This window comes from Chryseobacterium takakiae (assembly GCF_900129385.1).
GTDB lineage: Bacteria > Bacteroidota > Bacteroidia > Flavobacteriales > Weeksellaceae > Chryseobacterium > Chryseobacterium takakiae.
Map to the genome: position 1 here is coordinate 1 of NZ_FQVO01000015.1, position 24,014 is coordinate 24,014.

23 protein-coding genes are annotated in these 24,014 nt (G+C 33.6%); 21 read left to right on the forward strand and 2 right to left on the reverse strand.

The features are described from left to right. Window positions 1–284: Crp/Fnr family transcriptional regulator (locus BUA76_RS16125; protein ID WP_143149930.1), on the reverse strand; the 284-nt coding region annotated here is incomplete at its 3' end. Between the two features lie 447 nt (window positions 285–731). On the opposite strand from BUA76_RS16125, the gene BUA76_RS16130 reads away from it, so the two are divergent. Next, window positions 732–1,103, forward strand: a complete 372-nt coding sequence (locus BUA76_RS16130; RefSeq protein ID WP_072885827.1) for a response regulator — start codon at window positions 732–734, stop codon at window positions 1,101–1,103. Window positions 1,104–1,160: 57 nt separating this feature from the next. On the opposite strand, the gene BUA76_RS16135 is transcribed toward BUA76_RS16130, so the two are convergent. Then, window positions 1,161–1,517, reverse strand: a complete 357-nt coding sequence (locus tag BUA76_RS16135; protein ID WP_072885828.1) for a response regulator transcription factor — start codon at window positions 1,515–1,517, stop codon at window positions 1,161–1,163. A 536-nt stretch (window positions 1,518–2,053) separates the two neighbouring features. Here BUA76_RS16135 and BUA76_RS16140 point away from each other — a divergent pair. The 20 genes from BUA76_RS16140 to BUA76_RS16235 all read left to right on the forward strand — a co-directional run bounded on the left by BUA76_RS16140 (window position 2,054) and on the right by BUA76_RS16235 (window position 23,855). Further along, window positions 2,054–2,884 carry a helix-turn-helix domain-containing protein gene (locus BUA76_RS16140; protein WP_072885829.1) on the forward strand — a complete coding sequence of 277 codons (831 nt, stop codon included), beginning with the start codon at window positions 2,054–2,056 and terminating at the stop codon, window positions 2,882–2,884. 317 nt (window positions 2,885–3,201) lie between these two features. Next, window positions 3,202–3,747, forward strand: a complete 546-nt coding sequence (locus BUA76_RS16145; protein WP_072885830.1) for a peptidoglycan-binding protein LysM — start codon at window positions 3,202–3,204, stop codon at window positions 3,745–3,747. A 546-nt stretch (window positions 3,748–4,293) separates the two neighbouring features. Then, window positions 4,294–5,313 (forward strand): PDDEXK nuclease domain-containing protein, encoded by a 1,020-nt coding sequence (locus tag BUA76_RS16150; protein WP_072885831.1) that lies wholly within the window; start codon window positions 4,294–4,296, stop codon window positions 5,311–5,313. Window positions 5,314–5,484: 171 nt separating this feature from the next. Beyond that, window positions 5,485–5,697, forward strand: a complete 213-nt coding sequence (locus BUA76_RS16155; protein ID WP_072885832.1) for a hypothetical protein — start codon at window positions 5,485–5,487, stop codon at window positions 5,695–5,697. An 85-nt stretch (window positions 5,698–5,782) separates the two neighbouring features. Next, the gene (locus BUA76_RS16160; protein ID WP_178337353.1) at window positions 5,783–7,882 is read left to right on the forward strand and encodes a tetratricopeptide repeat-containing sensor histidine kinase; all 2,100 of its coding nucleotides are present in this window, start codon (window positions 5,783–5,785) and stop codon (window positions 7,880–7,882) included. Further along, window positions 7,879–8,514, forward strand: a complete 636-nt coding sequence (locus BUA76_RS16165; RefSeq protein WP_072885834.1) for a response regulator transcription factor — start codon at window positions 7,879–7,881, stop codon at window positions 8,512–8,514. The genes BUA76_RS16160 and BUA76_RS16165 overlap by 4 nt, the downstream gene beginning before the upstream one ends. Before the next feature lie 131 nt (window positions 8,515–8,645). Beyond that, window positions 8,646–9,416, forward strand: coding sequence for a hypothetical protein (locus BUA76_RS16170; protein WP_072885835.1), 771 nt, complete (start codon window positions 8,646–8,648; stop codon window positions 9,414–9,416). 9 nt (window positions 9,417–9,425) lie between these two features. Next, a complete protein-coding gene (locus BUA76_RS16175) occupies window positions 9,426–9,983 on the forward strand; it encodes a TIR domain-containing protein (RefSeq protein WP_072885836.1) in 558 nt (185 codons plus the stop codon). 41 nt (window positions 9,984–10,024) lie between these two features. Further along, a complete protein-coding gene (locus tag BUA76_RS16180; protein WP_072885837.1) occupies window positions 10,025–10,993 on the forward strand; it encodes a caspase family protein in 969 nt (322 codons plus the stop codon). Between the two features lie 23 nt (window positions 10,994–11,016). Further along, window positions 11,017–11,346 (forward strand): WW domain-containing protein, encoded by a 330-nt coding sequence (locus tag BUA76_RS16185; protein WP_072885838.1) that lies wholly within the window; start codon window positions 11,017–11,019, stop codon window positions 11,344–11,346. Window positions 11,347–11,391: 45 nt separating this feature from the next. After that, window positions 11,392–11,802, forward strand: a complete 411-nt coding sequence (locus BUA76_RS16190; protein WP_072885839.1) for a TIR domain-containing protein — start codon at window positions 11,392–11,394, stop codon at window positions 11,800–11,802. Window positions 11,803–11,955: 153 nt separating this feature from the next. Beyond that, complete coding sequence (locus tag BUA76_RS16195) at window positions 11,956–12,444, forward strand: hypothetical protein (protein WP_072885840.1); 489 nt, start codon at window positions 11,956–11,958, stop codon at window positions 12,442–12,444. Window positions 12,445–12,814: 370 nt separating this feature from the next. Next, the gene (locus BUA76_RS16200; RefSeq protein ID WP_072885841.1) at window positions 12,815–13,897 is read left to right on the forward strand and encodes an NAD(P)H-dependent flavin oxidoreductase; all 1,083 of its coding nucleotides are present in this window, start codon (window positions 12,815–12,817) and stop codon (window positions 13,895–13,897) included. A 914-nt stretch (window positions 13,898–14,811) separates the two neighbouring features. After that, a complete protein-coding gene (locus BUA76_RS16205; RefSeq protein WP_083573251.1) occupies window positions 14,812–17,052 on the forward strand; it encodes a TonB-dependent receptor domain-containing protein in 2,241 nt (746 codons plus the stop codon). A gap of 57 nt (window positions 17,053–17,109) precedes the next feature. Beyond that, a complete protein-coding gene (locus BUA76_RS16210; RefSeq protein WP_072885843.1) occupies window positions 17,110–17,781 on the forward strand; it encodes a phosphatase PAP2 family protein in 672 nt (223 codons plus the stop codon). Between the two features lie 109 nt (window positions 17,782–17,890). Then, the gene (locus tag BUA76_RS16215; RefSeq protein ID WP_072885844.1) at window positions 17,891–18,592 is read left to right on the forward strand and encodes a response regulator transcription factor; all 702 of its coding nucleotides are present in this window, start codon (window positions 17,891–17,893) and stop codon (window positions 18,590–18,592) included. A gap of 15 nt (window positions 18,593–18,607) precedes the next feature. Further along, window positions 18,608–19,897 carry a sensor histidine kinase gene (locus tag BUA76_RS16220; RefSeq protein WP_072885845.1) on the forward strand — a complete coding sequence of 430 codons (1,290 nt, stop codon included), beginning with the start codon at window positions 18,608–18,610 and terminating at the stop codon, window positions 19,895–19,897. Window positions 19,898–20,069: 172 nt separating this feature from the next. After that, window positions 20,070–21,929: an LTA synthase family protein gene (locus tag BUA76_RS16225; RefSeq protein WP_228408500.1), complete on the forward strand. Its 1,860-nt coding sequence runs from the start codon at window positions 20,070–20,072 to the stop codon at window positions 21,927–21,929. Between the two features lie 68 nt (window positions 21,930–21,997). Then, window positions 21,998–22,786: a phosphatase PAP2 family protein gene (locus BUA76_RS16230; RefSeq protein WP_072885846.1), complete on the forward strand. Its 789-nt coding sequence runs from the start codon at window positions 21,998–22,000 to the stop codon at window positions 22,784–22,786. 10 nt (window positions 22,787–22,796) lie between these two features. Further along, window positions 22,797–23,855, forward strand: coding sequence for a sulfite exporter TauE/SafE family protein (locus BUA76_RS16235; RefSeq protein WP_072885847.1), 1,059 nt, complete (start codon window positions 22,797–22,799; stop codon window positions 23,853–23,855). Window positions 23,856–24,014: the final 159 nt, after the last annotated feature.

A 24,014-nucleotide genomic window follows, 5' to 3' on the forward strand; every position in this document is an offset into this window, starting at 1 on the left:
TCTGATTTAGATACCTTCATAACGGTACATTCTGACATTGCAACCGCATTCACTGGATATTTTTCATCAATAAACAGGAGTAATTCGCATACACTCTCACCAGTAGAATGAATACCTTGAATAAGTTCTTTGCCATCTTCACTTAAATGGTTTAGTTTGATATGTCCTGAAATTATTTGATAATAATACTTTGGTATTTGCTGTTCTTGAAATATATAATCGTTTGTTTTAAAAGTAATAATTTCGCCTCCGTAAGAGTTAAGTAAATCATGATTAACGAGCATAGAACAGTGTTTATTTTACTTTAAAATTAGCAAATTTAGATAAATACTTTATGAAGTATTACATTGCTAACTTATAAACAGCTATAAGAAAAATGATATTATAATACTCTAAATTGAATAGGATCCAATCCGTCGAACTTAAGAATTGCGATATTTTCAATTCATTATATAATTTATCACCCTATGTAGAATATTGTGTCTAAATTAGTATTATAATATTTTTTAAATTTGCTTTTTTCCAGCTGTATAATTTATAAAGATAAACAATAATGTATGGATAAAAGTCCTTGGTAATATAGACAGCTATTATTTCAAGCTATTATTAAATAAATAAATCGCTTAGAATATAATCGTCAGCTGGGAGAAAAAATACAATTTCAAGTATGACAAAAAATATCATAAAACAATTTTAATTAGATTTAGCGAGATTAATTAACATATTTAAGTATGAAGGATATAAAAATTATTGTTTGTGATGATAATCAGGACAATATGGACATCCTAAAAATTCTTCTTGAGTTAGGAGGATATAGTGTAATTACAGAAAATGATAGTACTTTGCTTATGCAAAGAATTAAGGAAGAATGTCCTGATATTCTGATATTGGACTTATGGATGCCGAACCTATGTGGTGATGAAATCATTAAAATTATACGTTCAGATGTTAATCTAAAAGAATTACCCATCATTGTAGTTTCTGCAAGCCAGGATGGAGAAAATGTTGCTATAGGGACAGGAGCCGATTATTATCTCGGTAAGCCTTTTGATATTGATATGTTGATTAAAATAATTAAAACAATATCAACTACATTATTATGAAGTCAGATTATACAGTTAGAGTAAGCATATGACTTTATATAATATCTTAAGATGCTATCAGTGAAGAATACCCTGAATCCGTTCCAAAACATCGTCAATATCAAATGGTTTTGCAATAAAATCATCAGGTTGGCAGAGCTCTTTCATTTGAGTTAAATGTGCATGAGCACTCATGATAATGACAGGAATTCCTAAGTTATTCTGATCTTTTTTAACTTCCTGGCATAGATCGATCCCTGACCCGTCAGGAAGCATAACATCAAATAGATAGAGGTCGGGCATTACGGTAACATCTCTGCCAGAAAACTCACCGACAGTTCCAAATGATTTGACTTCATAATTTTCAGAGGATAGAACAATTTCTAAAATTTCCCTAATTGATTCATTATCTTCTACTATATATATTTTTCTCACTTTATAAAATTATTTATGGTCCGTGTACCAGACTAGCGGTAAGTTCTTTAAGATATGCCGCAAATAATTGTTTTATAATAATTACGTTCATTTTATGGATTGAATTTAATTGAAAAAAATTATAAATTCAACCATAATGAAAAAATTATGCTAAACGGTCTATCAACTCTTACAAAGTCATAACTCAATGGTAATGTCATAAAAGTAGTTGTATAATATAAAAAATCTCTTCGAAATAAAGAGATTTATACACACTGCAATTAATATTATGATGAATTGCGTGCTAAAAATACGCCTTTTATTTTTAAAAGTATAGGAATCTAGTCATAAAAATATCGACAAATAAATTGTAATTAGGCAACATAACCAATTCATTTTATGATGTAAGTTAAGTAGTTGATTATAAATAATAAGGAACAATAAAGCAGTAGAAGTATGGCTTATTATTTGATATCAACTTGCGTTCTGAAGATCTAATTTATATTGAGTTAGGATAGAGAGCAGTCTACTTATTAATTATGTAATAGGGAATAAATATGTATGTTATTACTGATCAATTGAAAGAGGATGGATTTAGTACTAACCGCCTCGACTACATTTTTAAAAGAAACAACGGTATTAGAAAGATAAACACCTTAGAGTATTACTCTATTTATATCATTTTAGAAAATGTTAGGATCAATGTTGAGGGTCAGGTCTTAGACATACATGCAGGAAATATGGTATTTGTTGGTCCTCAAAAAAATATTGAATTCAGTAATTGCAATGGCAATAATATCCTTGCTATTGCTTTTTCGTCAAGCTTTTATGAGCGGTCACTAAAGGACAGTTTGCTTTTGAATTCACAAATTTTCTTCAATTACAGATCACAAATTTTTATATCCCCTTTGCTCCATATTGATGAAATGAGGGTAATATTTTTAGACAGGATGGAGCGATTTAAAAACAAAGACAAAACTCTTTATATTTCTGCTGCTCATAATGCGATAGAACGGCTTATCCTCGATGCTTTCTCTCATATTACAGATGAAGATGTGAAAAAGAATGTCCAGTTTGACTATCTATATTACGCTAACAGATTTAAAGTTTTACTACAACGTGATTACAAGGAATTTAAAAAAGTCTCACACTATGCCAACGAGCTGAATATCAGTTCAAGAAAATTAACAGAGATGACTGAATATATATTAGGTAAAACTGCTAAACAGATTATCATCGAAAAAATAGTGGATGAATCCAAAAGACTTTTACAGCATTCTGATTATACAATTTCTCAAATTTCCTATGAATTAGGGTTTACCAATGAAGGTAATTACACCAATTTCTTAAAAAAACATACAGGTAAAAGCCCTTCCATGATACGGTAAATAGATATTTGCCATAAGGTCCTAAGATGGGTTATAAAGATGTTTGAGGCTTCTAATGTTAGAACTCTCTAGCTTTGCACGCTTCTTTCCGTGGCTTTACAACAATATGTTCACTTAGAAGTTTGTAAACTGGAATTCATAAGCATATTATACTGACCTGAAGCTGGAGGTTAAATGTACTTTCGAAATGATACGTGTGGCGATTTCACTACACGAACTTCCATGTTCCACTACAGAGAAACTTTTTTTGCCGATGTACATTTGTAATGTTCAAAAGAGAACAATTAAATAAGAATAAAAAATAAAACAATATCATTATGAAAAAGCAAATTGCCATCGCAGCCTTAACTATCGGAGCATTCGTATTAGGAACCAACACTATTCAGGCTCAGAATACCACCGCAACTACAACGGTAAACATTACCCTGAACGATGTCATCTCCATTGATGCGGGAAGTACTGCAATCGGAAATACGGTTGACTTTAACTATGCTACTGCAGCAGATTATAATTCTGATCAGACGATTACTAAAGCCAACTCTTTAAAAGTTACTTCAACTAAGAATTTCAATGTAAAAGTAAAAGCAGGAGGTGCTAATTTCATGAATGGAACCAATTTGATTCCTGTAAATGTTTTAACCATCAAAGCTTCTGCAGCTGCCGGAACCATGGGAGGTACAAAAAACGCTGTTGTTTTATCTGCAGCTGATCAGACTTTAGTGGCAAATGCTCCGCTTGGAAGTGCCTTGACACTGAATCTGGATTATACTATTCCAGCTGCTAAATCATCTTCTTCTGATATTTTAGGTAAACCGGCCGGAACTTATACGCAAACAGTAACGTATACTGCAACAGCATTATAAATAAATTTTTCATATTAATATTTTGTGATTTGGTGTTCAAAGGCTTCCTACGGGAGGCCTTTGCTCTTATGTATTGATAACAATATAGAGAAAAATCAACATCCGGGAATAATTGTCTATCAGCTGTAATGTAGAACCTATGTTTAGATATTACTATTCATAAAAGGGCGCCATTTTCTATTGAATGGTATTGTACAGGAAAGTCTAATGAAGGGAATAGAAGTGTGAATTATTTGTTTCTATCTCCTTTTATGTCTAAAGTTTAGGAAATTTTTTTAATAAAACCTTATCTTTAAAAATCTCAAAAACGATATTTAAAAAATTTAATAAGCTAAATTAGTAAAGATCTAACCAGAGAATTTATGAAGGGGAAATATAATGGGGGTATTTTACATTAATGGAAATATATACGGGAAATTTTAACCATAAAATATTCTATAAAATTTAAATATCTTTGAAAAGTCAATCTTTGCATACTTCATAACAGGAATTATTTTTCTTTTTATAATTTTATCAATTCTTGAAATTAAAGTTATATAATTAAATATGTCTGTAAGCAAAGCCATAATAAACGACATAAAAAGTATCATTGTAGAGTCAAAGGATAAAGCAATCCGCACTGTTGATCATCATCGCACTATGATGTATTGGCGTATTGGCAAGCGTATTTTTGAGGAGGAACAAGAAGGAAAGCACCGTGCGGATTATGGTAAGTTTTTGACTAAGTATATTTCTGAAGAGTTGGAACCGGAATATGGTAATGGCTTTTCAAAAAGACAAATTGAAATTTTTCGTCAGTTTTACCGCACATTTCCAATTGCGAATACAGTGTATTCGCAATTGAGCTGGAGCCAATACAAAATTCTTATCAGACTTGACAATCAGGACAAAATCGAGTTCTATGTTGCAGAAACAATAAAGAATAATTGGACAGTCCGTCAGTTGGAAAGACAGATTTACAGTAGCTTATACGAACGACTTTTAATAAGTAATAATAAAGAAGGAGTATTAGCAGTAGCAAGAAATGAAAAGCAGCCATCTGAAGCCAAAGAAATCATCAAAGACCCTATGATTTTGGAATTTCTAGGATTAAAGAGGGAGAATTCTTATTACGAAAAAGACTTGGAAAGTGCTATCATTACACATTTGCAAGATTTTTTGTTGGAGTTAGGAAATGGCTTTTCATTCGTAGCAAGACAAAAGAGAATACATCTTGAAGGGGATGAATTCTTCGTAGATTTGGTTTTTTATAATAGATTATTACAGTGCTTTGTCATAATCGAAATTAAAACACGTAAGCTTACACATCAAGATATCGGACAATTGCAGATGTATGTTAATTATTATGACCGCATAGAAAGACTGTCACACGAAAATCCAACTATTGGAATTTTGCTATGTGCTGATAAAAATGATGCCGTTGTAAAATTTACATTACCAGAAGGCGAAAAGCAGATTATTGCTAGTCAATATCAACTCTATTTACCAACAGAAAAACAGTTGTTGGAGGAGTTAAATAAAGAATTAGAAAATTTTGAGGAAAAAGGAGATAAAACACAAATTTAAATTGTGAGATATTCCTCAAGTAACATTAAAAAGTCCCATAAAACGATTTAATATGCCATTCTTATAATAATAATTAAATATCCTCATTTGTGAGGATAAGAAAATACTTTTTTCTAACGATATTATTTAGAACTCCATTAATGACCTTTGTAAAACATAAAACAAATCATTATGGAAGAAAAAAACAATTTAGAAAAAGAGTTTGAAACTAACGAAAACGGTAACAACTCTAATGATTCAAGAGGAGAAAATGAAACTTCAAAAACACAAGAATCAACACCTCCCACAACACATGTAGACCCACCTCCCACAACTTCTCCTGAAGGGGCTGGTGAGATTATTAAACCAATTGGAGGGAGGGAAAGAAATCCTAAAAAAAGATAATTCTTCTTAGAATCTAAAAACTGAGGGTTTTGCTATATTTACATAGTAAAGCCCTTAACAATTTTATATGTACAAGATTTTTGTAATGACAACTATCATTTGCTTTGCTAATGTAAAAAGCCAGCAAAAAAACGTATTAGATAGTTTAATTGCTTTAGCACAATCTAAGACAATACAGGATACAATTAAAGTAGATGCTTTCAATGAGCTCTCTTGGGAATTAAGGAAAACTAATTTTAGTAAAGCAAAATACTATGCTTTAAATGCCTATAAGATTAGTAAAAAAATAAGCTATCCAAAAGGCGTTGTTACAAGCTTGAATAGACTTGGTACCGCTTATATTTTTAATAAACAATTTTCACTTGCCGAAAAAGAATATTTGAAAGTCTTACGCTTAGAAAAGCAATCTGGAAATAAATATGGTATTGGCCGAGCCAACAATCAACTTAGTGAAATATACAGAAATAAAAAAGATTTATCTAAGGCGCTTTCGTATGGATTAGATGCGTTGAATATATTTGGACAGCTTAAACAACTATCATTAGAGGCTTTGGTTTCTAATAATGTAGGACTTATATATCAGAATATGGGATCATATGAACAAGCTAACAAATACCTATTAAAGGGACTTTCACTAAGGGAACAATTGAAAGAGGAAAAAAATATAGCACATAGCTATACGAATTTAGGCATTCTGTATTTAGTAATGAAAAATTATGAAAGCGCTAAAGAATATTTTCTTAAAAGTGAAAATTACTTTATTAAAATCCATGATGATTACGAACTCTCGAAGATCTACAACAATTTAGGAGTTGTATATTTTGAAACCGGAAACAATACTTTATCACATGAGTACTATGATAAAGCAATGAAATTAAAGATTAAATTAGGTTTAAAAGATACAAATTCAGAGATATACAATAATCTTGGTGCTCTTTATTATAAAAAAGGCGATGACCAACAGGCTATTCAGAAGTTTAAAAAAAGTATTGATATACAGAAAAAATATGTTTCTAAAAGTGGGCTTAAAGAAGCGAATATAAATTTAGGACATATTTACTTTCGAAATCAGGAATATGATAAAGCTATAAAATATTATAAAAACACCTTAGAAAGCTCAAAAAACGCACAAAATAAATCAGAGAAATTAAAAGCTTTAGATGGATTGTATCTGGCATATTCTGTGAAACAAGATTATGATTCTGCAATACACTACTCCCAACAGTACAATTCATTAAGAGATAGTTTGGAAACTGACTATAAGAAGGCTGTAGATTATAGAGAAAAGTTTGCGAGAATACAGAAAGAAAATGAACTTTTACAAAGAGATAAGAAAATTTCAATAGTAAATATTAAAAATTTAGAACTTAAAAATCAAAATAATAACATATTGATATACACCTTATCTACCATATTTTCTTTATTCGTATTATTATTTTTTCTTTGGACAAAATGGAAAGTTGAAAGACAAAAGAAAGAAATAGCATTAAAAGATAAAGAATTAGAGGAAAAAAAATTAGAGCAACTAATTAAAAATCAAGAAATCAAATCTTACAATGAAATGTTGAATACACAGGATCAAGAACGTAAGAGAATTTCACAGGATTTACATGACAGGATAGGAAGCATACTATCAGTTGCCAAGGTCTATTACAAATCTGGAGAAGAACAGCTTTTACAAAATAAGAATTTTGATCTTGTGAGTTTCCAGAAAGCAAATGAGTTGATAGATGAAGCTTGCCAAGAAGTCAGAAGGTTATCTTATGAAATGTCCTCTGGTGTACTCACTAAATTCGGATTGCTTTCAGCCGTTGAAGATTTAGTAATTACTATTGAACAAACTAAGAAGATAAAGATAGAATTCATAGCAGGTGATTTAGAAAATAGACTAGAAAACAATATTGAAATCCAAATATATAGAATCATTCAAGAGTTGATGAATAATATTTTAAAGTATGCCGAGTCAAGTCATGTAACTATTCAAATATTAAAGCTTAAAAATAAAGTAAATGTTCAAGTAGAAGACAATGGTATTGGCTTTAACACTAATGAACAATCCAATGGCATGGGGTTACAAAATATAAGGTCTAGAGTCAGCTCATTAGCAGGTGAAATAGATATTGATTCTGTAATTGGACGTGGAACCTATGTGAATATAGAAATACCTATAAATAGTAATATATGATAAAGATTATTATTGCTGATGACCATGAGATAGTTCTTGATGGTTTGGAATTAGTCATTAAGAATGATCCTAATATTGAGATTGTTGGACGTGCACTGACAGGAACGGATGTTATTTCAATAGTTAATACTAAAAATGTAGATATTGTTGTACTTGACATCAACATGCCTATTATGGATGGTATAGAAACAACAAAGTTTCTCAAAAAAAATCATCCTGAAATTAAAATACTTATTCTTAGTATGCATGAGGAAATTAGTTTTATAAGAAGTATCTTCAATGCAGAAGCTAATGGATATATATTGAAAAACAAAGGAAAAGAGGAGTTATTGAGCGCTATATATAGCATTCATAATGGAAAGGACTATTTCTCGGAAGAAGTTACGCAGTCAATTTATGCAACATTAAAATCAAAAGATGTAGTAGGAGAAATTAAACTTACTGAGAAGGAAAAACAGGTTCTTACTTATATTGGGAATGGATACACAGGTCCTGAAATTGCTGATAAGCTAAATATTGCTAAGACTACCTTTGAGACCCATAAAAGAAATCTTATAGAAAAAACGGGTGTTCGGAATTCAAATACTCTTATCAAATTTGCAATTGAAAATGGATATTGTAATCCTATTTAATTTTAAAAGCTGCTTCTCGAGCAGCTTTTTTTATCCTCAAAAGTAAGGATGAAAAATCCTTAAAACTGGGGAAACCAACTGTAATATGGCTATTTAACTTTGCATTGTAATCAAATTATAAAAATATTACAATGTCTTTACAAATAAAATATTCAACAGAAATTGCCAAGGAGCTTGGTAAGATTGCAGTTTATCTGCCAGGTGAAATCATTGAGGTAGGTGATATTATTAAATTTCCATATGGTAAAACCAGTTTTTTAAAAAAAGAAGCTCCACTTGGTACTTTTACAAAAATTTCTTCTCTCAAAAATCTTGATGTTAAGTATTCTGAAGATGATAGTTTAGGAAATAAACATAGTTACAAATTTTCGAGTAAAAACTCTGTCAAGAGTATTACATCAGCAAATTCACAGATTGAAGTTGTAGATGAATTACCGAGTGCATATGGTGAAATAACATTACAATTTACATCGGAAGGTTCTATTTACTTCCATGCTCTTGAGTGCTACAAGAAGCAAATCGGTGACATCACAAAACTTGAAAATGAAATCATTTCAAAAAGTAAGGTTCTAATATGGGATAATACTTATCTCGTAACTTCTGTAACCTATGCATCAAATGCTTTAATAATGCAGTCAAGATCAAAAAACTCTGAAATTACTTTAGCAGGAAACATCAATGGATTAAAAACACAAGGAATCGACATTGGGGTTTCCTCAGAATTAAATATTAAGAATCAGAATGGAGATTTTTTTATAAAAGATTGGTCACAGAATGTTAGTGTTTTTATGGAATTAATGAAGTTTGAAAAAGAAACATTCCAAGTTATCAACAAAAATTTTAGCCCAAAAGAATCTAGAGACAGATTGATTCCTGTCCAAGTAAATAGTTTAATTATATAAGTTAAAAAAATGTTCTACACAAAAAGTTATTTGAGAGATCTCTCAAGAACCGGAAGAAAGGGTACAAAAACCTTTTCTGCAACAGTAAATGAAAGTAAAAATAGTATGTCCTTTGACATTTTCTTGTCTCATAGCTATCGAGATAAGGAGTATATAGAAGGTTTATTTTTAGAATTATCATCAAAAGGATTCAAGGTTTATGTGGACTGGATAGTTGACTCACATCTTGACAGAAAAAATGTAGATAAGAAGACTGTTGCCTTAATACGAAACAGAATGAAGCAGTCAAAATCTCTAATTTATGCAACTTCCGAAAATGCTTCAACATCAAAGTGGATGCCTTGGGAATTAGGCTATATGGATGGAGAAACTAGCAGATGTGCCATTCTTCCAATTACAGATTATGAAAACTCTTCGTTTGAAGGTCAAGAATTTTTATCTGTTTATCCGTATGTCACAAAAGAATCTGTAAAAGGTCTTGTAACAGGAAATATTTCTACAGAAGAAATATTATGGTTAAATGAAAACTCGAGGAGCTATCAAAGTTTAAAAGAATGGTTAAGATAAGAAATGAACAAAAATTACAAATTATTTAAATACTAAATATAATGAGAAGAAGGAGAGCAAAAGCTGTTGTTGTAGGTGTCAATTATTATAAATCCGATAATGTTAAAAATCTTTTTGGGTGTGTAAGTGACGCGTATGAAGTAAAAACCGTATTAGAAAGAGATGCCGATGGAACAAAAAATTTTGATGTAGTATTAGAAACTGCTGTAGATGAAAATTCAGCCATTGATCGAAGAAAGTTAAAAGATCTTATTTTAGATGTATTCAATGAAGATAATCCAGAAATAGCGTTATTCTACTTTTCAGGTCATGGCTATTTAGAAGATTCCGGAGGCTATCTTGTAACTTCTGACTGTGAAGACGGAGATCAAGGACTTTCCATGACAGAAATCTTAGGATATGCTACTGCTTCAAAAGCTTTAAATAAAATTATAATTTTAGATTGTTGTCATAGTGGCAAGATGGGTAGTCCTGGTGCTGAAACATCTGTTACAATCTGTGAAGGGATGACTATATTGACTGCTTCTACAGATAAACAATATGCATCAGAAATTGACGGATCAGGCTTATTTACTAAACTTTTTGTTGATGCATTAATGGGTGGGGCAGCTAATATTTTAGGAAATATTACACCAGGTAGCGTATATGCCCATATCGATCAATCTTTAGGCGAATTTGGACAGCGTCCAATGTTTCGAACCAATGTAAAAACATTTATTAGTTTACGAGAAGTAAATCCTTCCGTTTCACTTTCTGATTTGAGGAGAATCACTGAACTTTTCCCAGCTAGAGAAGAGCATTTATTAGATCCTTCTTATGAACCGACCAGTGATAATGCAGATAAAAATAATTGCGAAAAATTTGAAATTATGCAAAGTTATAACAGAGTTGGGCTCGTAGTTCCAATTGATTCGGATCACATGTATTATGCTGCCATAAATTCCAAATCTTGTAAACTTACAGCATTAGGTGAACATTATTGGAACCTTGTAAAAAATGATAGAATTTAAATTAATATATAAACTAAAATAATATGAAAATTATTTTAAACACAGATTCTGTAGAAGAACTGAATCAGGATATCAGAAATAAAATCTCAAAAGATCTTAAAACTTGGGAAAAGAAAACTGACGGTAATGGGTATACATTGTATTATCATTCAACAAAATCAGGTCAGTGGGATGATGAATTATTTGTGAAGCCCTTTTTAAATATTGAAAAGAAACAAATTAAGTTTTGTATCACTAAATCTGATGGCGAAATAATTGATTTTGAACCATCTTTTGGATACTTACTAGGGAGATTTACGGAAATATTGTTAGTGAATTTTTCTGATCGATTTAGTAGTCTTGAATTTAAATAATCAAATCCTAAAAAATAATTAAACAACTTTTTAAAATAAATAAATATGGCAAACCCAAGAGCATTTATAAGCTTCGATTTTGATAATAACTCCGGTGAAAAAATGTATTTTAGCGGTCAATCAGTAAACTCCCGTACTCCTTTCAGTATTGAGGATTGGTCTTCAAAGACAGCATTAGCACAATCAACATGGCAACAAATCATTGAAGATAAAATGAAAAAATGCAATATGATGATTGTTTTAGTTGGTAAAAACATGAGTACAGCAACTGGTGTTAACAAGGAAATTCAGATGGCAATTAAAAATAATGTCCCTTTTTTCGGAGTATATGTCGATGGAGCAGATTCTTCATCAACATTACCTGTAGGCCTAGCTAGAAATAGAACCATTTCCTGGACATGGGAGGGCATTGCATCTGCAATTTCTCAGATGATGAAGGAAGGTAAAAATCTTTAAATTGGCTTTCAATAAATTCTTAATAACCTCTCCGGAAAATTGAGAGGTTATTGTTTTTTTTCAACTAAATTTCATGAGATATTGTTATGAAATTTTGACAGCATATTTTTGCGACAATTAAAAATGTATTATTAATAATTACAAATAATTAATATGATTCTAGGAATAACAGGTCATCAAGATTTAAAAAGTTTTAATTTAGATTGGATTAAATTCACTGTAAATAATTTCCTAAAAGAGAATGATATTATAAAAGGATTATCCTCTTTAGCAATCGGTTCAGATCAACTTTTTTGTAGACAATTAATAAAAAAGAATATCCCTTATGATGTAATTATTCCATGCGATAATTATATATCTACTTTTAAAACTCTAAAAGATTCGGAGTCTTTCTTAGGTTTATTAAACATGTCAAAAGGTATTTACACACTTAATTTCGATAAGCCTAGTGAATCTGCATTCTATTCAGCAGGTATCGAAATAGTAAATAAAGCCAGTGTAATAATAGCGATATGGGATGGAAAGCCAGCAAAAGGTTTGGGAGGTACCGGAGATATTGTTAAAATTGCATTACAGCAAAAAAAGAGTGTTTATCATATTAATCCAGTAAATGAGCAATCTAAATATTTGATTAGTCCATAAGTTTATAGTAGGAAGGTAAATGTTTTACTTATATTTAAATAAAATTAAAACCATGATAAAGTATCAATTCACAATTATAGCAATATTTTCAGTTGCTGAGGGAGGAAAAAAAGAGATTGCTAAATTTGATTCTACGCAGTAGATAAAATATAGTTGAAATTATTAAGAAAGTTATCTGGAAGCCTATTTTAGTTCAGGTAATTACCTTTCTAACCCTATACAAGCAACTGATTAATTGAACTTTAACTTAAAATAAAAGCGCTCTTTTGAATGCTTTTTATTTAAGTTATTTCTGTTATATTGCCCAATGATCAATATAAATTTTAATAAAGTTCGTCTCAAAAAACGATAATTTAGAAATGTTACCCTTATGAATAATCAGTCCATGAAGTGGAATAATAATCTTACTCGGATATTTGATATAGAATATCCAATTGTTCAGGCTCCTATGTTTGGTGTAACAACTCCTGAAATGGTGGCCGCGGCAGCAAGAGCCGGAGCATTGGGCTCTTTGTCCCTCGGTGATCTGCCGGCTGAAAAATGTCTAGAACTTATTCGTACAACGAAAAGATTAAGCGACAAGCCATTTGCCGTAAATATTTTCGTTAATCCTTTACCGGAAGACACTGAAGAATTAAGGTTGCAATACCTTGAGACCAAAGAATTTCTTAAAACGATTTCTGATAAAAATCAGATAGAGGTCGACTATCCTGACTATGAAGATATTAAGTTAACTGATTATCATGACCAAGTGAATGCAATAATAGCTGAAAATTGTAAAATTGTCAGTTTTACTTTTGGTGTTCTTGATCCGGCAAGTATTGCCCTGTTTAAAAGCAATGGAACCGTACTGATAGGAACAGCCACTTCTATTGAAGAAGCCCTTGTTTTGGAAAAAACCGGAATTGACATTGTTTGTGTACAGGGTTATGAAGCAGGAGGCCATCGGGGGAGTTTCATTGAGGGTAAAATCCCGGAGATCGGCGGTATTTCACTTCTGTCACAAGTATATGACCATGTGAATGTTCCATTAATTTATGCCGGAGGAATTTACGATGCCAAAACCCTTTTGGCGGCCCAGCTGTTGGGTGCACAGGGGTTTCAAGTGGGAAGTCTCTTGTTGGGTTCAGTTGAAAGCGCTCTGCAGGAATTTGAAAAACGAATATTAAATAATGCCTCAGAAAAAGATATTGTACTTACGAAAAGCTTTTCAGGACGCTATGCAAGGGGCTTGCAAAACACTTTTACGAATACTTTGGACAATAGTAGATATATATTGCCTTATCCTTACCAAAACAAGATTACCGGACCACTTCGTGCCACGGCAAAAATCCAGCAAAATCCTGACTTTGTAAGCATATGGGCAGGACAATCAAAATCATCATATAGTACAGCCTCCACAACAGATATAATTTTAAATTTGGTTGAAAAAACAGAGAATTACAATAGATAATAGCCTTTAAAGCCAACAAAGCTTTGAAGGATCGAAATCTAAAGTGACAAACAATCCCACAAAACGATGGCTGGACCAGGACCGCAACTGGCCTGGGTAAATTCCTAAAGTGAAAGAAACTGGCAATGCATCCAGTTGATCAGTCGGACCAAGAACTGCGATAACTTCACGGATGAGTTTTGTAGGAAGTCAAACCGGCAATGTATCCATTTAATTATTTACGGAACGATGGCTAAGTCAGAGTTGCTAATGGCTTCGGAGTTCTTGAAGAAATAGAGTTGCAGTGAATACAAATTAAAATGAATATTAAGAAAGATAATTAATTGCTGAATGTTAGTTTATCTGACTGATGATTTAATTGATTATATTAGTTATTTAACTTGTATAATTAATATACACTTATATGTTTTGATGCCTGATCCAAATTGTTATCTGTTTACATTCTAGAACTTTTGTATATTTAAAACAATCGCTAATTGGAAGTATAACATGTAAAGTTTATTTCAAAGTATTTAGCAATTCTAAAAAATTAAATTATGAAGCTATCTCAGGATAAATGTGCTGTAATTGAATCTATTACTACTAATTATTTTAAAAATCTCAGTAAGATCCAAGATATTAAGATTTATAGTTCATAGAGTTTGTAGATCTCATTTTTTATCCTGAATCATCGATCATTTAAACTCTATTGATATTGAGGAGTTTTCTATGAGATTAGAAGAAAGCATTGTTGAATCAAAACATCCTGATCTGATCATTGTTGAATTTAATGTGATACATAAGTATATTAAGTTTTCAATTAGCTTTTAGAATCTAAGCAGTCATTTATTATTTTATGGAGAAAAGGTAAAACTTTCTGAATTCAAAATTAATTCAGAATTGAGTTTCATTTTTGTCCTTTAATAAACTTCATTGTGAGACAATTGTCAATTCTTTTAGCTTTATTTCCTGCCACCTTTATTAGTGCACAGATTGTAAACCCAAAAACTGCAGAGAAAAAAGTAACGGATACTGTTAAGGGTAATGGGATTAAGAATATCCAGGAAGTTACTATTATCGGTAGGAAAGCAGTTGTTGAAAATAAGGTTGATAAAATTGTTTACAACGTCGCCAATGATGTAACTTCTCAAAGCGGAGCTGCAATTGATGTTTTAAGAAAAGTTCCGCAGATAACGGTTGATGCAGAAGGAAATGTAGAATTACAGGGGAATCCCAACGTGAGATTCCTTATAAATGGCAAACCTTCCAGTATATTTGGAAACAGTCTTGCCGATGCACTGGCTTCTATTCCCGCAAGTCAGATTAAGAGTATTGAGGCTATAACAAGCCCTGGAGCAAAGTATGATGCCCAGGGAACAGGAGGAATTATTAATATTGTCCTGAACGAAAGCAAAGTAAAAGGGATCAATGGACTAGTCAATGCTTCTGCAGGAACACGATTTCAAACAGGTTCTTTAAATTTGAATTTCAGGAACAAGACCTTTAGCCTGAATGCTTTTTTCAGTGGAAATGCCCAGTTGAAATCAAGAACCCCTTTTTCGCAGGACCGCTTTTCTTATGACCATTCACTGCAGACCCAAAGCAGATTATTACAAAACGGTTATACTGATTTTCAGAGGCATGGCTATCGTACGGGACTCGGTTTCGAGTGGTTAATTGACAAATCAAATACATTAAGCGGCTCTGTTTCTTATAATGATTTTGCCAATAAAAGTATTGGGCTGATCAATCAGGAGCAAAATATTAGTGATTTTTCCAATTCAAACCAGCAGTCAATTCTTGGCTATCGGGTTTCGGACAACCGCTTTTTAGTTAATTCCATCGATGCAAATTTAAGTTACAGAAAAATATTTAAAAAAGATGGGCAGGAACTAACCATGGATTATATAATGAGTTTCGGTTTACCTAAAAGTAATTATTTACAAACCCAGAGCCTGGCTGGAGCGCTGATCCCTTACAATGGTATTTCTGGAAGCAATCCGGGAAGAGATACCAATTATAACTTATCAATAGATTATGTGCAGCCTATCACTGACAAGGTTACCTTAGAAATGGGCACAAAAATGATTTTTCAACATATTACAAACAGAACTGGCGTTGATGTGTTAGATGCTTTATCAGGCCAGTATGAATCAGATCCTTATCAATCCTACCAGTTGAAATACGATATGGGGATTTATGCGGCTTATTTTACATCTTCCTTCAAACTATTGGACTGGCTGGATGTAAGAGCCGGTGTCCGTTATGAATATACAACCGTTGGAATTGATTATCAGGATACGGATATTCCTTCCTACAGCCTGCTGGTTCCTTCTCTAATTCTATCCCATAAATACGATAGTGGAGAAATACTGAAACTTGCTTATACCAGAAGGGTAGAGAGACCCGAATATGCTGAACTCAATCCATTTCTAAATTTCAGTGATCCCCATAATATTACAACAGGAAACCCTATGTTAAAGCCTGAAATAGGCGATAATATGGAGCTGGGCTACAATAAAAATTTTGAGAACGGCGCCAATATTTCATTAACGCTCACAGAACGAATCAACAGTCAGGATTTAAAGCAGATCACTACCTTTTACCCTGTATATGCGGTTAACGAAGCAAACTATACCAATGTATCGGTAACTTCACGAAAGAACATTGGTAAGGAATATAATTCCGGTGGTATTTTATCAGCCTCACTACCGATTTTTAATAACAAATTAAATCTGCGGGGAAATATGATGCTTTTCCACCGGTATATTGTCAGTGATTATTTTGGGAATATTGATATGGGGCTTCGCTACCGGTTAAATTTAAACATGAATTACCGATTTACGAAGGACTTTATCATAGAAGTATTTGGGAATTATAATTCAGCGGCAAAAAATATCCAGGGTAAAAATCCCCAGTCAATTACCTACAGCATTGCAGGGAGGAAAGAGTTCTGGGATAAAAAAGCGAGTATAGGTATTACCACGACAAATCCTTTTAATAAATATATCAAACAGGTAACGACTGTGAATACCAGTGATTACAGTTCGTATTCTGTACGAGAGTTGCCTCTCCGCTCTTTCGGAATAAGCTTTAGCTACAAGTTTGGAAAAGATTTCAAAAAGGACAAAGATATCAGTAGTGACTATCTGAATGAGGCTTCACAAGGTAGCTGAATTCAAGAGTTTTTCAGTGTCAGGGGTTTATATTGTGCAATGATTAATTAGTAAAGTATGAAATTGATAAATTTTCTACAGATCAATAAACGGCTTTTGTTCCGGTCTTCGCTTGTTACGCTGTTGATCATATTTACTGCATTAAGCTTTTTCGTACTCCTTGAACCACCGGAATACCTTGACATTCATATTTCCGAGGAAATACAGGAAAAGCAAACTCCGGACCTTGATACAATCATGATCTGGATCAGTTGGTTAGGAAGAATACCGGTATCGGTTGTGATGGTCGTTTTGATTGCACTCTTCTTTTATTTTTTGCATTTAAAAAAAGAGGCTGTACTTATTTTATCGACCCTTCTATCGGGAATATTAGGATTAGGGCTAAAAATGCTGATCAACAGGCCGCGTCCGTCAAAAGATTTGGTTGTTCTTTTGGAAGATACGAAATACCAAAGTTTTCCGAGCGGTCACGTTTTATTTTATACCGTTTTTTTCGGTGCATTAATATTGATTATTCTTCGCTTAAAAAAGATAAAATATAAAATAAAGATTTTTCTTGTGACCTTATGCCTTTCTATTATTTTTTTCGGAGCCGTTTCCAGGGTTTATCTGGGCGCACATTGGTTTACTGATGTCCTGGGTGGATTTATTCTTGGGGTTTTGTGTGTTTTTTTAATGGGATATTTTTACGTTAAAAATGATACAAATGTTTCCCGAAATGTAGATTAACTATTCAGAATTTCTGTGAGATCATCTCTTACCTTTATCATATAATTCATTAAATATTGATAGAGAAAAATTTTACCCTGGATTAAAATTAACACCGTACATTTATGTAATGAAGATTCTAATTATTGAAGATGAAATTGAACTCTCAGGCAGTATTGCCGAATATTTATCCGGCGAGGACTACCGGTGCGAATTTGCATCAAACTTTGCACAGGCTATGGATAAAATCGGGATGTTCGAGTATGACTGTATTGTTCTGGATATTATGCTGCCTGACGGTAACGGCCTAAAAATTCTTGAAGAACTGAAAAGTCAGGAAAAGCAGGACGGCGTAATTATTGTTTCGGCTAAAAATTCGCTGGAAGACCGGATTAGTGGATTGCAGATGGGAGCTGACGATTACCTTACAAAGCCTTTTCATTTATCTGAACTCATGGCTCGTATTTATTCGATCATCAGAAGAAAGCAGTTTAACAACTCGAACATTATCAGGCAAAATGAACTGCAGATCGACCTTCCTGCAAAGACCGTTTCTATCAAGGATCAACCGGTCATCCTTACCAGGAAAGAATTCGATCTTTTAATTTATTTTATCGGTAATAAAAATAAAGTAATTTCTAAAGGTACCCTGGCAGAGCATTTATCCGGAGATATTGCGGATATGCTTGACAGCCATGATTTTGTCTATGCTCATGTAAAGAACTTAAAGAAAAAACTGTATGATGCAGGCTGCAGACATTATCTCAGAACCGTGTATGGGACAGGATATAAATGGGTACAGGATTTTGATAATTCAGAGCAGTCATCTTAAAAAAACATTTTACCCTTGAAACCGCTACTTCATAAAACCACCGGTCCGTTCCTTATCTATGTCCTGATTATTCTTATTATCAGCATTCCTGTTTATTATCTTGTCATCGATCAGATATGGAAAGCTGAACTTGATGAACATAATAAAACGATTGCACAAAAAACAGCTTATGAATTTAATCATTTAAGGCTTAATGATAAAGAACTATTGGCGAGTATCAATCTCTGGAAACGGATACAGCCTGAAACAGATATCAGAGAGCTGAGAGGAAATTCGTTGCAACCGGACATTTATACCACGATAGAGAAAACAAAACCATTTGATCCGGATCAGGAAATTGAAAGGTATCGCTGCTTGCAGACCATTGTCTATCTGAATAATAAGCCTTTTTTATTTACCATACAGACCAATATTGAAGAAACAGAAGAAACAGTGGCAGTGATTGGCCTTATTACAGCTTTTTTCTTTATCATTATTGTTTCAGGCCTATTGATCTTAAATAGAAGACTCTCTAAAAGCATTTGGAGGCCATTTCGCAGTACCCTGGAAAAACTCAGGCATTTTAATTTATACCACCATGATAACCTTTCTTTTGAGAAAGCAGATATCCTGGAATTCGAAGAGCTGCATCAATCACTAAGAGTTCTAATCACTCAAAATGTATCGGCTTTCAAAGCTCAAAAAGAATTTACGGAAAATGCTTCACATGAACTGCAGACGCCGCTGGCGATCATGAAACAGAAGCTGGATCTGCTGTTACAGAGCGAAGATCTTACAGATATGCAATATGATATTGTGGAAGCCGTGCACAAGGCACTTTTACGCAGTTCAAGAATAAATAAAAACCTTCTGTTACTCGCCAAGATTGATAACAGCCAGTTCAGCAAATCAGAAGACATTCCTTTAATTGTTCTTGTTCAACAAAGTCTTGAGTTGCTGGATGAGCATTTCCGGGAAAAAGATCTAAGTATTTATCTCGATGTTAGTGCTAAAATTCATACAACCGGAAACGTTGATTTAACAGAAATACTCATTAATAATCTACTTATTAATGCAATTCGGTATACTCCCAGCCATGGTAATGTATCGGTAATCCTTAATGAAAGAGTTTTAGAAATAACAAATTCCGGTGATCGTGCATTGGACCAACATTTCTTATTTAAAAGGTTTCAAGGCAGTAATGCCCGGGGCGGAACCGGGTTAGGCCTTGCTATCGTGAAGGAAATTTGTATTTATCAAAATTGGACTATTGACTACCGGTTTGAAAAGGGAAACCACATTTTTACCATCACTCACAAATTCTAAATTAATTCAAAATTGAACCTGTTCTTTGCTTTTAAAAAAGAAGACCATGGTTGCACAAATAAAGCCCGGCAAATTTTTTCACCAGATTATTAACGGAAGATTTTCGGCATTTTTTAGTGCTCTGATACTCTATCTCTCCTTATCTTTTGTTATAAGGATTATATTTCTGGTCATGTCTTTCAAGGATATCGATTCAAGCCTCTTGTATATTATAAGGGCATTTTTCACCGGTTTTCTTTTTGATCTTTTAACAGGACTGCTTTACCTATGCATTTATGGGCTCTATTTATTTCTGGTTCCCGGGAGGTTTATAGGCTCCTTGTTTGATAAAACTGCGACGTATCTTTATTTTTTTCTGTTTTTTATCCTGATGTATTTCAGTCTTTTGGCTGAAATCCCGTTTTGGGATGAATTTGGGGTAAGATTTAATTTTATTGCTGTTGATTATCTCATTTATACCTATGAAGTAATAGAAAATATTAACCAGTCTTATCCGTTACCCTTGATTATAATCCTGCTCACAGGACTAGTTGCATCTACATTTTTCCTTTTTGGAAAATTAAAGGCCTTTCAGAGGACTTTTTCCGGTAAGATTTCTTTTACAGAAAGAATGTTTTACTTTATTCCGATTGGTATCATCACTTTACTTCTTGGCATCTTACTAAGGAACAAGCAGGCTGAATTCAGCAACAACCTTGTGATTAATGAACTTGGAAAGAACGGAGCCTTTTCTTTTATTTCGGCCTTCAGATCAAATGAACTGGATTATAACACCTTTTACCCGAAGCTTCCTGATACAGAAGCCTTTGCATTGGTTAAAAGAAATCTGTTACAGAAGAACCAGACCTACAACTCGTCTGATCCCGCTGACTTCTCAAGATTTACCCGGGGCGCCGTTGAAAACAAACCCAACATTATCCTGATCGCCATTGAAAGCTTCAGTGCTGATTTTCTTTCTGCATTTGGCAATACGGAAAACCTTACTCCGAATTATGACAGACTGGCCCGGGAAAGTATTTTTTTTACCAATCTTTACGCTACCGGTACCAGGACAGTAAGAGGAATGGAAGCCCTCACTTTATGTATACCGCCAACACCGGGCAACAGCATTGTAAGAAGACCGGATAACGGCAATTTGTTTTCCATTGCCACCGTTTTGAGAGAAAAGAAGTATCATCCTTATTTCATTTATGGCGGAGATGGATATTTCGATAATATGAACAATTTTTTTGGCGGACAGGGATTTGATATCGTAGACCGGAACCGTGGAAATCCTCTGTCTGATGATATTAAAACTACGAGATTTGCCATCCCTGATAATGAAGTGGGCTTTGAGAACGCCTGGGGTATCTCAGATGAAGACCTGTACAGGCAGTCTTTAAAGTATGCTGATAAAAGCAGCAGGGAAAGCAGACCCTTTTTCCAGTTTATCATGACAACCTCCAATCACAAACCTTATACCTTTCCTGAAGGAAAGATTGATCTTCCACAAGGAGATAGAAATGCAGCCGTAAAGTATACCGACTATGCGCTGGGGAAGTTCATCGCCGATGCAAGACAGAAAGCCTGGTTTAAAAATACGGTTTTTCTGATCGTTGCAGACCACTGTGCGAGCAGTGCCGGCAAGTGGGAAATCAATATTGCAAGACACCATATTCCTGCCATTATTTACAATAGTGGAGAAAAACCTGAGCACATTAATAGCCTGGCCTCACAGATTGATCTGATGCCCACCTTATTCGGCTATCTGAACTGGAGCTATACTACCAGTCTTTACGGCAGGGATATTAACCTAACTGAGCCGCGGGATCAGAGGGCATTTATCGGGAACTACAGAACTTTAGGCATGCTCAAAGACAATCTCTTTACACAGATTGATGACCGGAAGCGGGTAAAACAATTTACGGTTTCGGGAGAACAGCAGGCATTATCGGAAGTTAATTACAAAAATGATGATCTCGTAAAAGAAACGATCTCATATTACCAGACTGCCAGTGAAAGATTTAAAACCGGAAAAATGAAAGAGCATTAATCTGCTGTACAGGCTTTTAATAATAGTCAAATCTAAAAACGATTTCTTATCATTAATCATTTACATTTATGAAATTTTTATCAGCCCTTTTGGTATTTATAATAAGCTTTCAACAATTATTTGGTCAGGATCTTCAGGATCCTAATAAGAGGCAGGATTCAATTCAAGTGTTACATAAGATAAGTTCAAGTCCGGAAGAAGACGGCAGACTCCCTTATAAAAGGCTTATTGTACCTGCGGTCTTAATTTCCTATGGCGTTGCAAGCTTAAGCATCAAAGATCTTAAGGATCTTAATGAGTCTACCCGGTTTGAAATCAGTGAACACCGGCCAGATCATATCCGGTTGGATAATTATACCCAATTTGCACCGGGAGTCCTGGTATATGGATTAAATGCGATTGGCATAGAAGGAAAGCACAACTTAAGAGACCGCAGTATTATTTACGGGACTTCCTTACTAATTAGCAGTGCAGTTACCTTTCCTGTAAAGCATATGGTTAAAGAAGAAAGACCCGATGGGTCCAACAGATTATCTTTTCCGTCCGGACATACGGCAATGGCATTTGCCTCTGCACAGTTTATGTTCAGGGAATACAAGGATACAAATTTTCTGCTGGGTATTTCAGGGTATTCTTTGGCTATTTTTACAGGTATCTATAGAATGCTGAACAATAAGCATTGGTTGGGAGATGTAGTTGCCGGTGCAGGAGTCGGTATTTTATCTACCGAACTTTCATATTGGCTGTACCCCAGGATCAATACTCTTTTATCCGGAAAAAATAAGAAGGGCCAAACGATGATTATGCCATACTACCAGAAAGGTAATGCAGGAATTGGCTTTGTGAAAAATTTTTAAAAGATTAATTATGCTTTTCAATGTTATTTTGCTGTTTGCAGGAACTATTGCGGCTTTCTGGATCAGCGCCATATGCGGCGGCGGAGCAAGCCTGATCCTGATTCCTATTCTCAATTTGCTGCTTCCGGCATCCGTTATCCCATTTTCTCTTACCATAGGAACATTTACCAGCTCTGCTTCCCGAATTGTGGTTTTCCGCAAATCTATTAGGTGGAAAATCTTTCTATGGTTCGTTCCCTTTTCTATTCCTGCAGTACTGTTTGGTGCATGGCTTATAAAATTTGTGAATCCAAATTACCTGCAGATATTCGTCGCGTTTTTTCTGATCCTGAATCTTCCGGAATTATTTAAATCAAAAAAAGCAGTGCAGAAAGAACAAAAAGAATATCCGAAATATGTATTGGTTATTATCGGTTTTTGTGCAGGATTCGTATCCGGGATTACCGGTGCGATCGGACTGCTTTTCAATCGTTTTTATCTAAGATTCGGATTAAGCAAAGAAGAAATTATTGCTACCCGTGCCGCTAATGAAATCTTCCTGCACTTTATTAAGCTTATGATCTATATTGCCATCGGTCTATATTCCTCAACGGCTTTATGGCTCGGGTTAACAATTGCGGTGGCCGCCTTCATCTCTTCCTACACTGTTAAATACATCCTACCTTATCTTAGCGAATTTTTATTTCGGAAGATTGGTTATGGGGCAATGGTCGTTTCAGGTGCCATATTGTTAGTAGGAACTACCCAAAAAATTGTTACTCAGGACAAGATATTTTTTACAAATATCAGAAGAAACCATGAAACGGAATCTATTATTTCCTGGAGGAATACCGATTTTGTCATTGAATTTGCTTTTGATGATGGCTTTGAAGTGGAAAGGCCTATTACATCAAACGAACTTCCCAGGCATTTAAAGGAGAAGTATGATCAGCTGGAAAACCATTATGACCATATTGCACTTGAAAAAGTCTTTACTGTTTTAAAAGAGCCGGAATACGAATTGTATTGCTACAAGTACGGAATTTTATATAAATTTATATGGAGTGGTGAAAAAGATGGTACTAAATGAAAGGTTATTGATCACTCTTATTTCTCAATTGTACTTTTAGATGTCTGTCAAAATCTCAAAAGATGATAAGAAAAGATTCTAGTTAAAAATTCAAAACTACTTTATAAGAGTGGAAAGATTGATTATTATTTATGCTTCCAAATGAAATATCTGATGAAA

Bases quoted from the DNA above. Each gene is read 5' to 3' on its own strand.
- BUA76_RS16130 (WP_072885827.1), top strand. From the start codon at position 732: ATGAAGGATATAAAAATTATTGTTTGTGATGATAATCAGGACAATATG.
- BUA76_RS16140 (WP_072885829.1), top strand. From the start codon at position 2,054: ATGTATGTTATTACTGATCAATTGAAAGAGGATGGATTTAGTACTAAC.
- BUA76_RS16145 (WP_072885830.1), top strand. From the start codon at position 3,202: ATGAAAAAGCAAATTGCCATCGCAGCCTTAACTATCGGAGCATTCGTA.
- BUA76_RS16150 (WP_072885831.1), top strand. From the start codon at position 4,294: ATGTCTGTAAGCAAAGCCATAATAAACGACATAAAAAGTATCATTGTA.
- BUA76_RS16155 (WP_072885832.1), top strand. From the start codon at position 5,485: ATGGAAGAAAAAAACAATTTAGAAAAAGAGTTTGAAACTAACGAAAAC.
- BUA76_RS16160 (WP_178337353.1), top strand. From the start codon at position 5,783: ATGACAACTATCATTTGCTTTGCTAATGTAAAAAGCCAGCAAAAAAAC.
- BUA76_RS16165 (WP_072885834.1), top strand. From the start codon at position 7,879: ATGATAAAGATTATTATTGCTGATGACCATGAGATAGTTCTTGATGGT.
- BUA76_RS16170 (WP_072885835.1), top strand. From the start codon at position 8,646: ATGTCTTTACAAATAAAATATTCAACAGAAATTGCCAAGGAGCTTGGT.
- BUA76_RS16175 (WP_072885836.1), top strand. From the start codon at position 9,426: ATGTTCTACACAAAAAGTTATTTGAGAGATCTCTCAAGAACCGGAAGA.
- BUA76_RS16180 (WP_072885837.1), top strand. From the start codon at position 10,025: ATGAGAAGAAGGAGAGCAAAAGCTGTTGTTGTAGGTGTCAATTATTAT.
- BUA76_RS16185 (WP_072885838.1), top strand. From the start codon at position 11,017: ATGAAAATTATTTTAAACACAGATTCTGTAGAAGAACTGAATCAGGAT.
- BUA76_RS16190 (WP_072885839.1), top strand. From the start codon at position 11,392: ATGGCAAACCCAAGAGCATTTATAAGCTTCGATTTTGATAATAACTCC.
- BUA76_RS16195 (WP_072885840.1), top strand. From the start codon at position 11,956: ATGATTCTAGGAATAACAGGTCATCAAGATTTAAAAAGTTTTAATTTA.
- BUA76_RS16200 (WP_072885841.1), top strand. From the start codon at position 12,815: ATGAATAATCAGTCCATGAAGTGGAATAATAATCTTACTCGGATATTT.
- BUA76_RS16210 (WP_072885843.1), top strand. From the start codon at position 17,110: ATGAAATTGATAAATTTTCTACAGATCAATAAACGGCTTTTGTTCCGG.
- BUA76_RS16215 (WP_072885844.1), top strand. From the start codon at position 17,891: ATGAAGATTCTAATTATTGAAGATGAAATTGAACTCTCAGGCAGTATT.
- BUA76_RS16225 (WP_228408500.1), top strand. From the start codon at position 20,070: ATGTCTTTCAAGGATATCGATTCAAGCCTCTTGTATATTATAAGGGCA.
- BUA76_RS16230 (WP_072885846.1), top strand. From the start codon at position 21,998: ATGAAATTTTTATCAGCCCTTTTGGTATTTATAATAAGCTTTCAACAA.
- BUA76_RS16235 (WP_072885847.1), top strand. From the start codon at position 22,797: ATGCTTTTCAATGTTATTTTGCTGTTTGCAGGAACTATTGCGGCTTTC.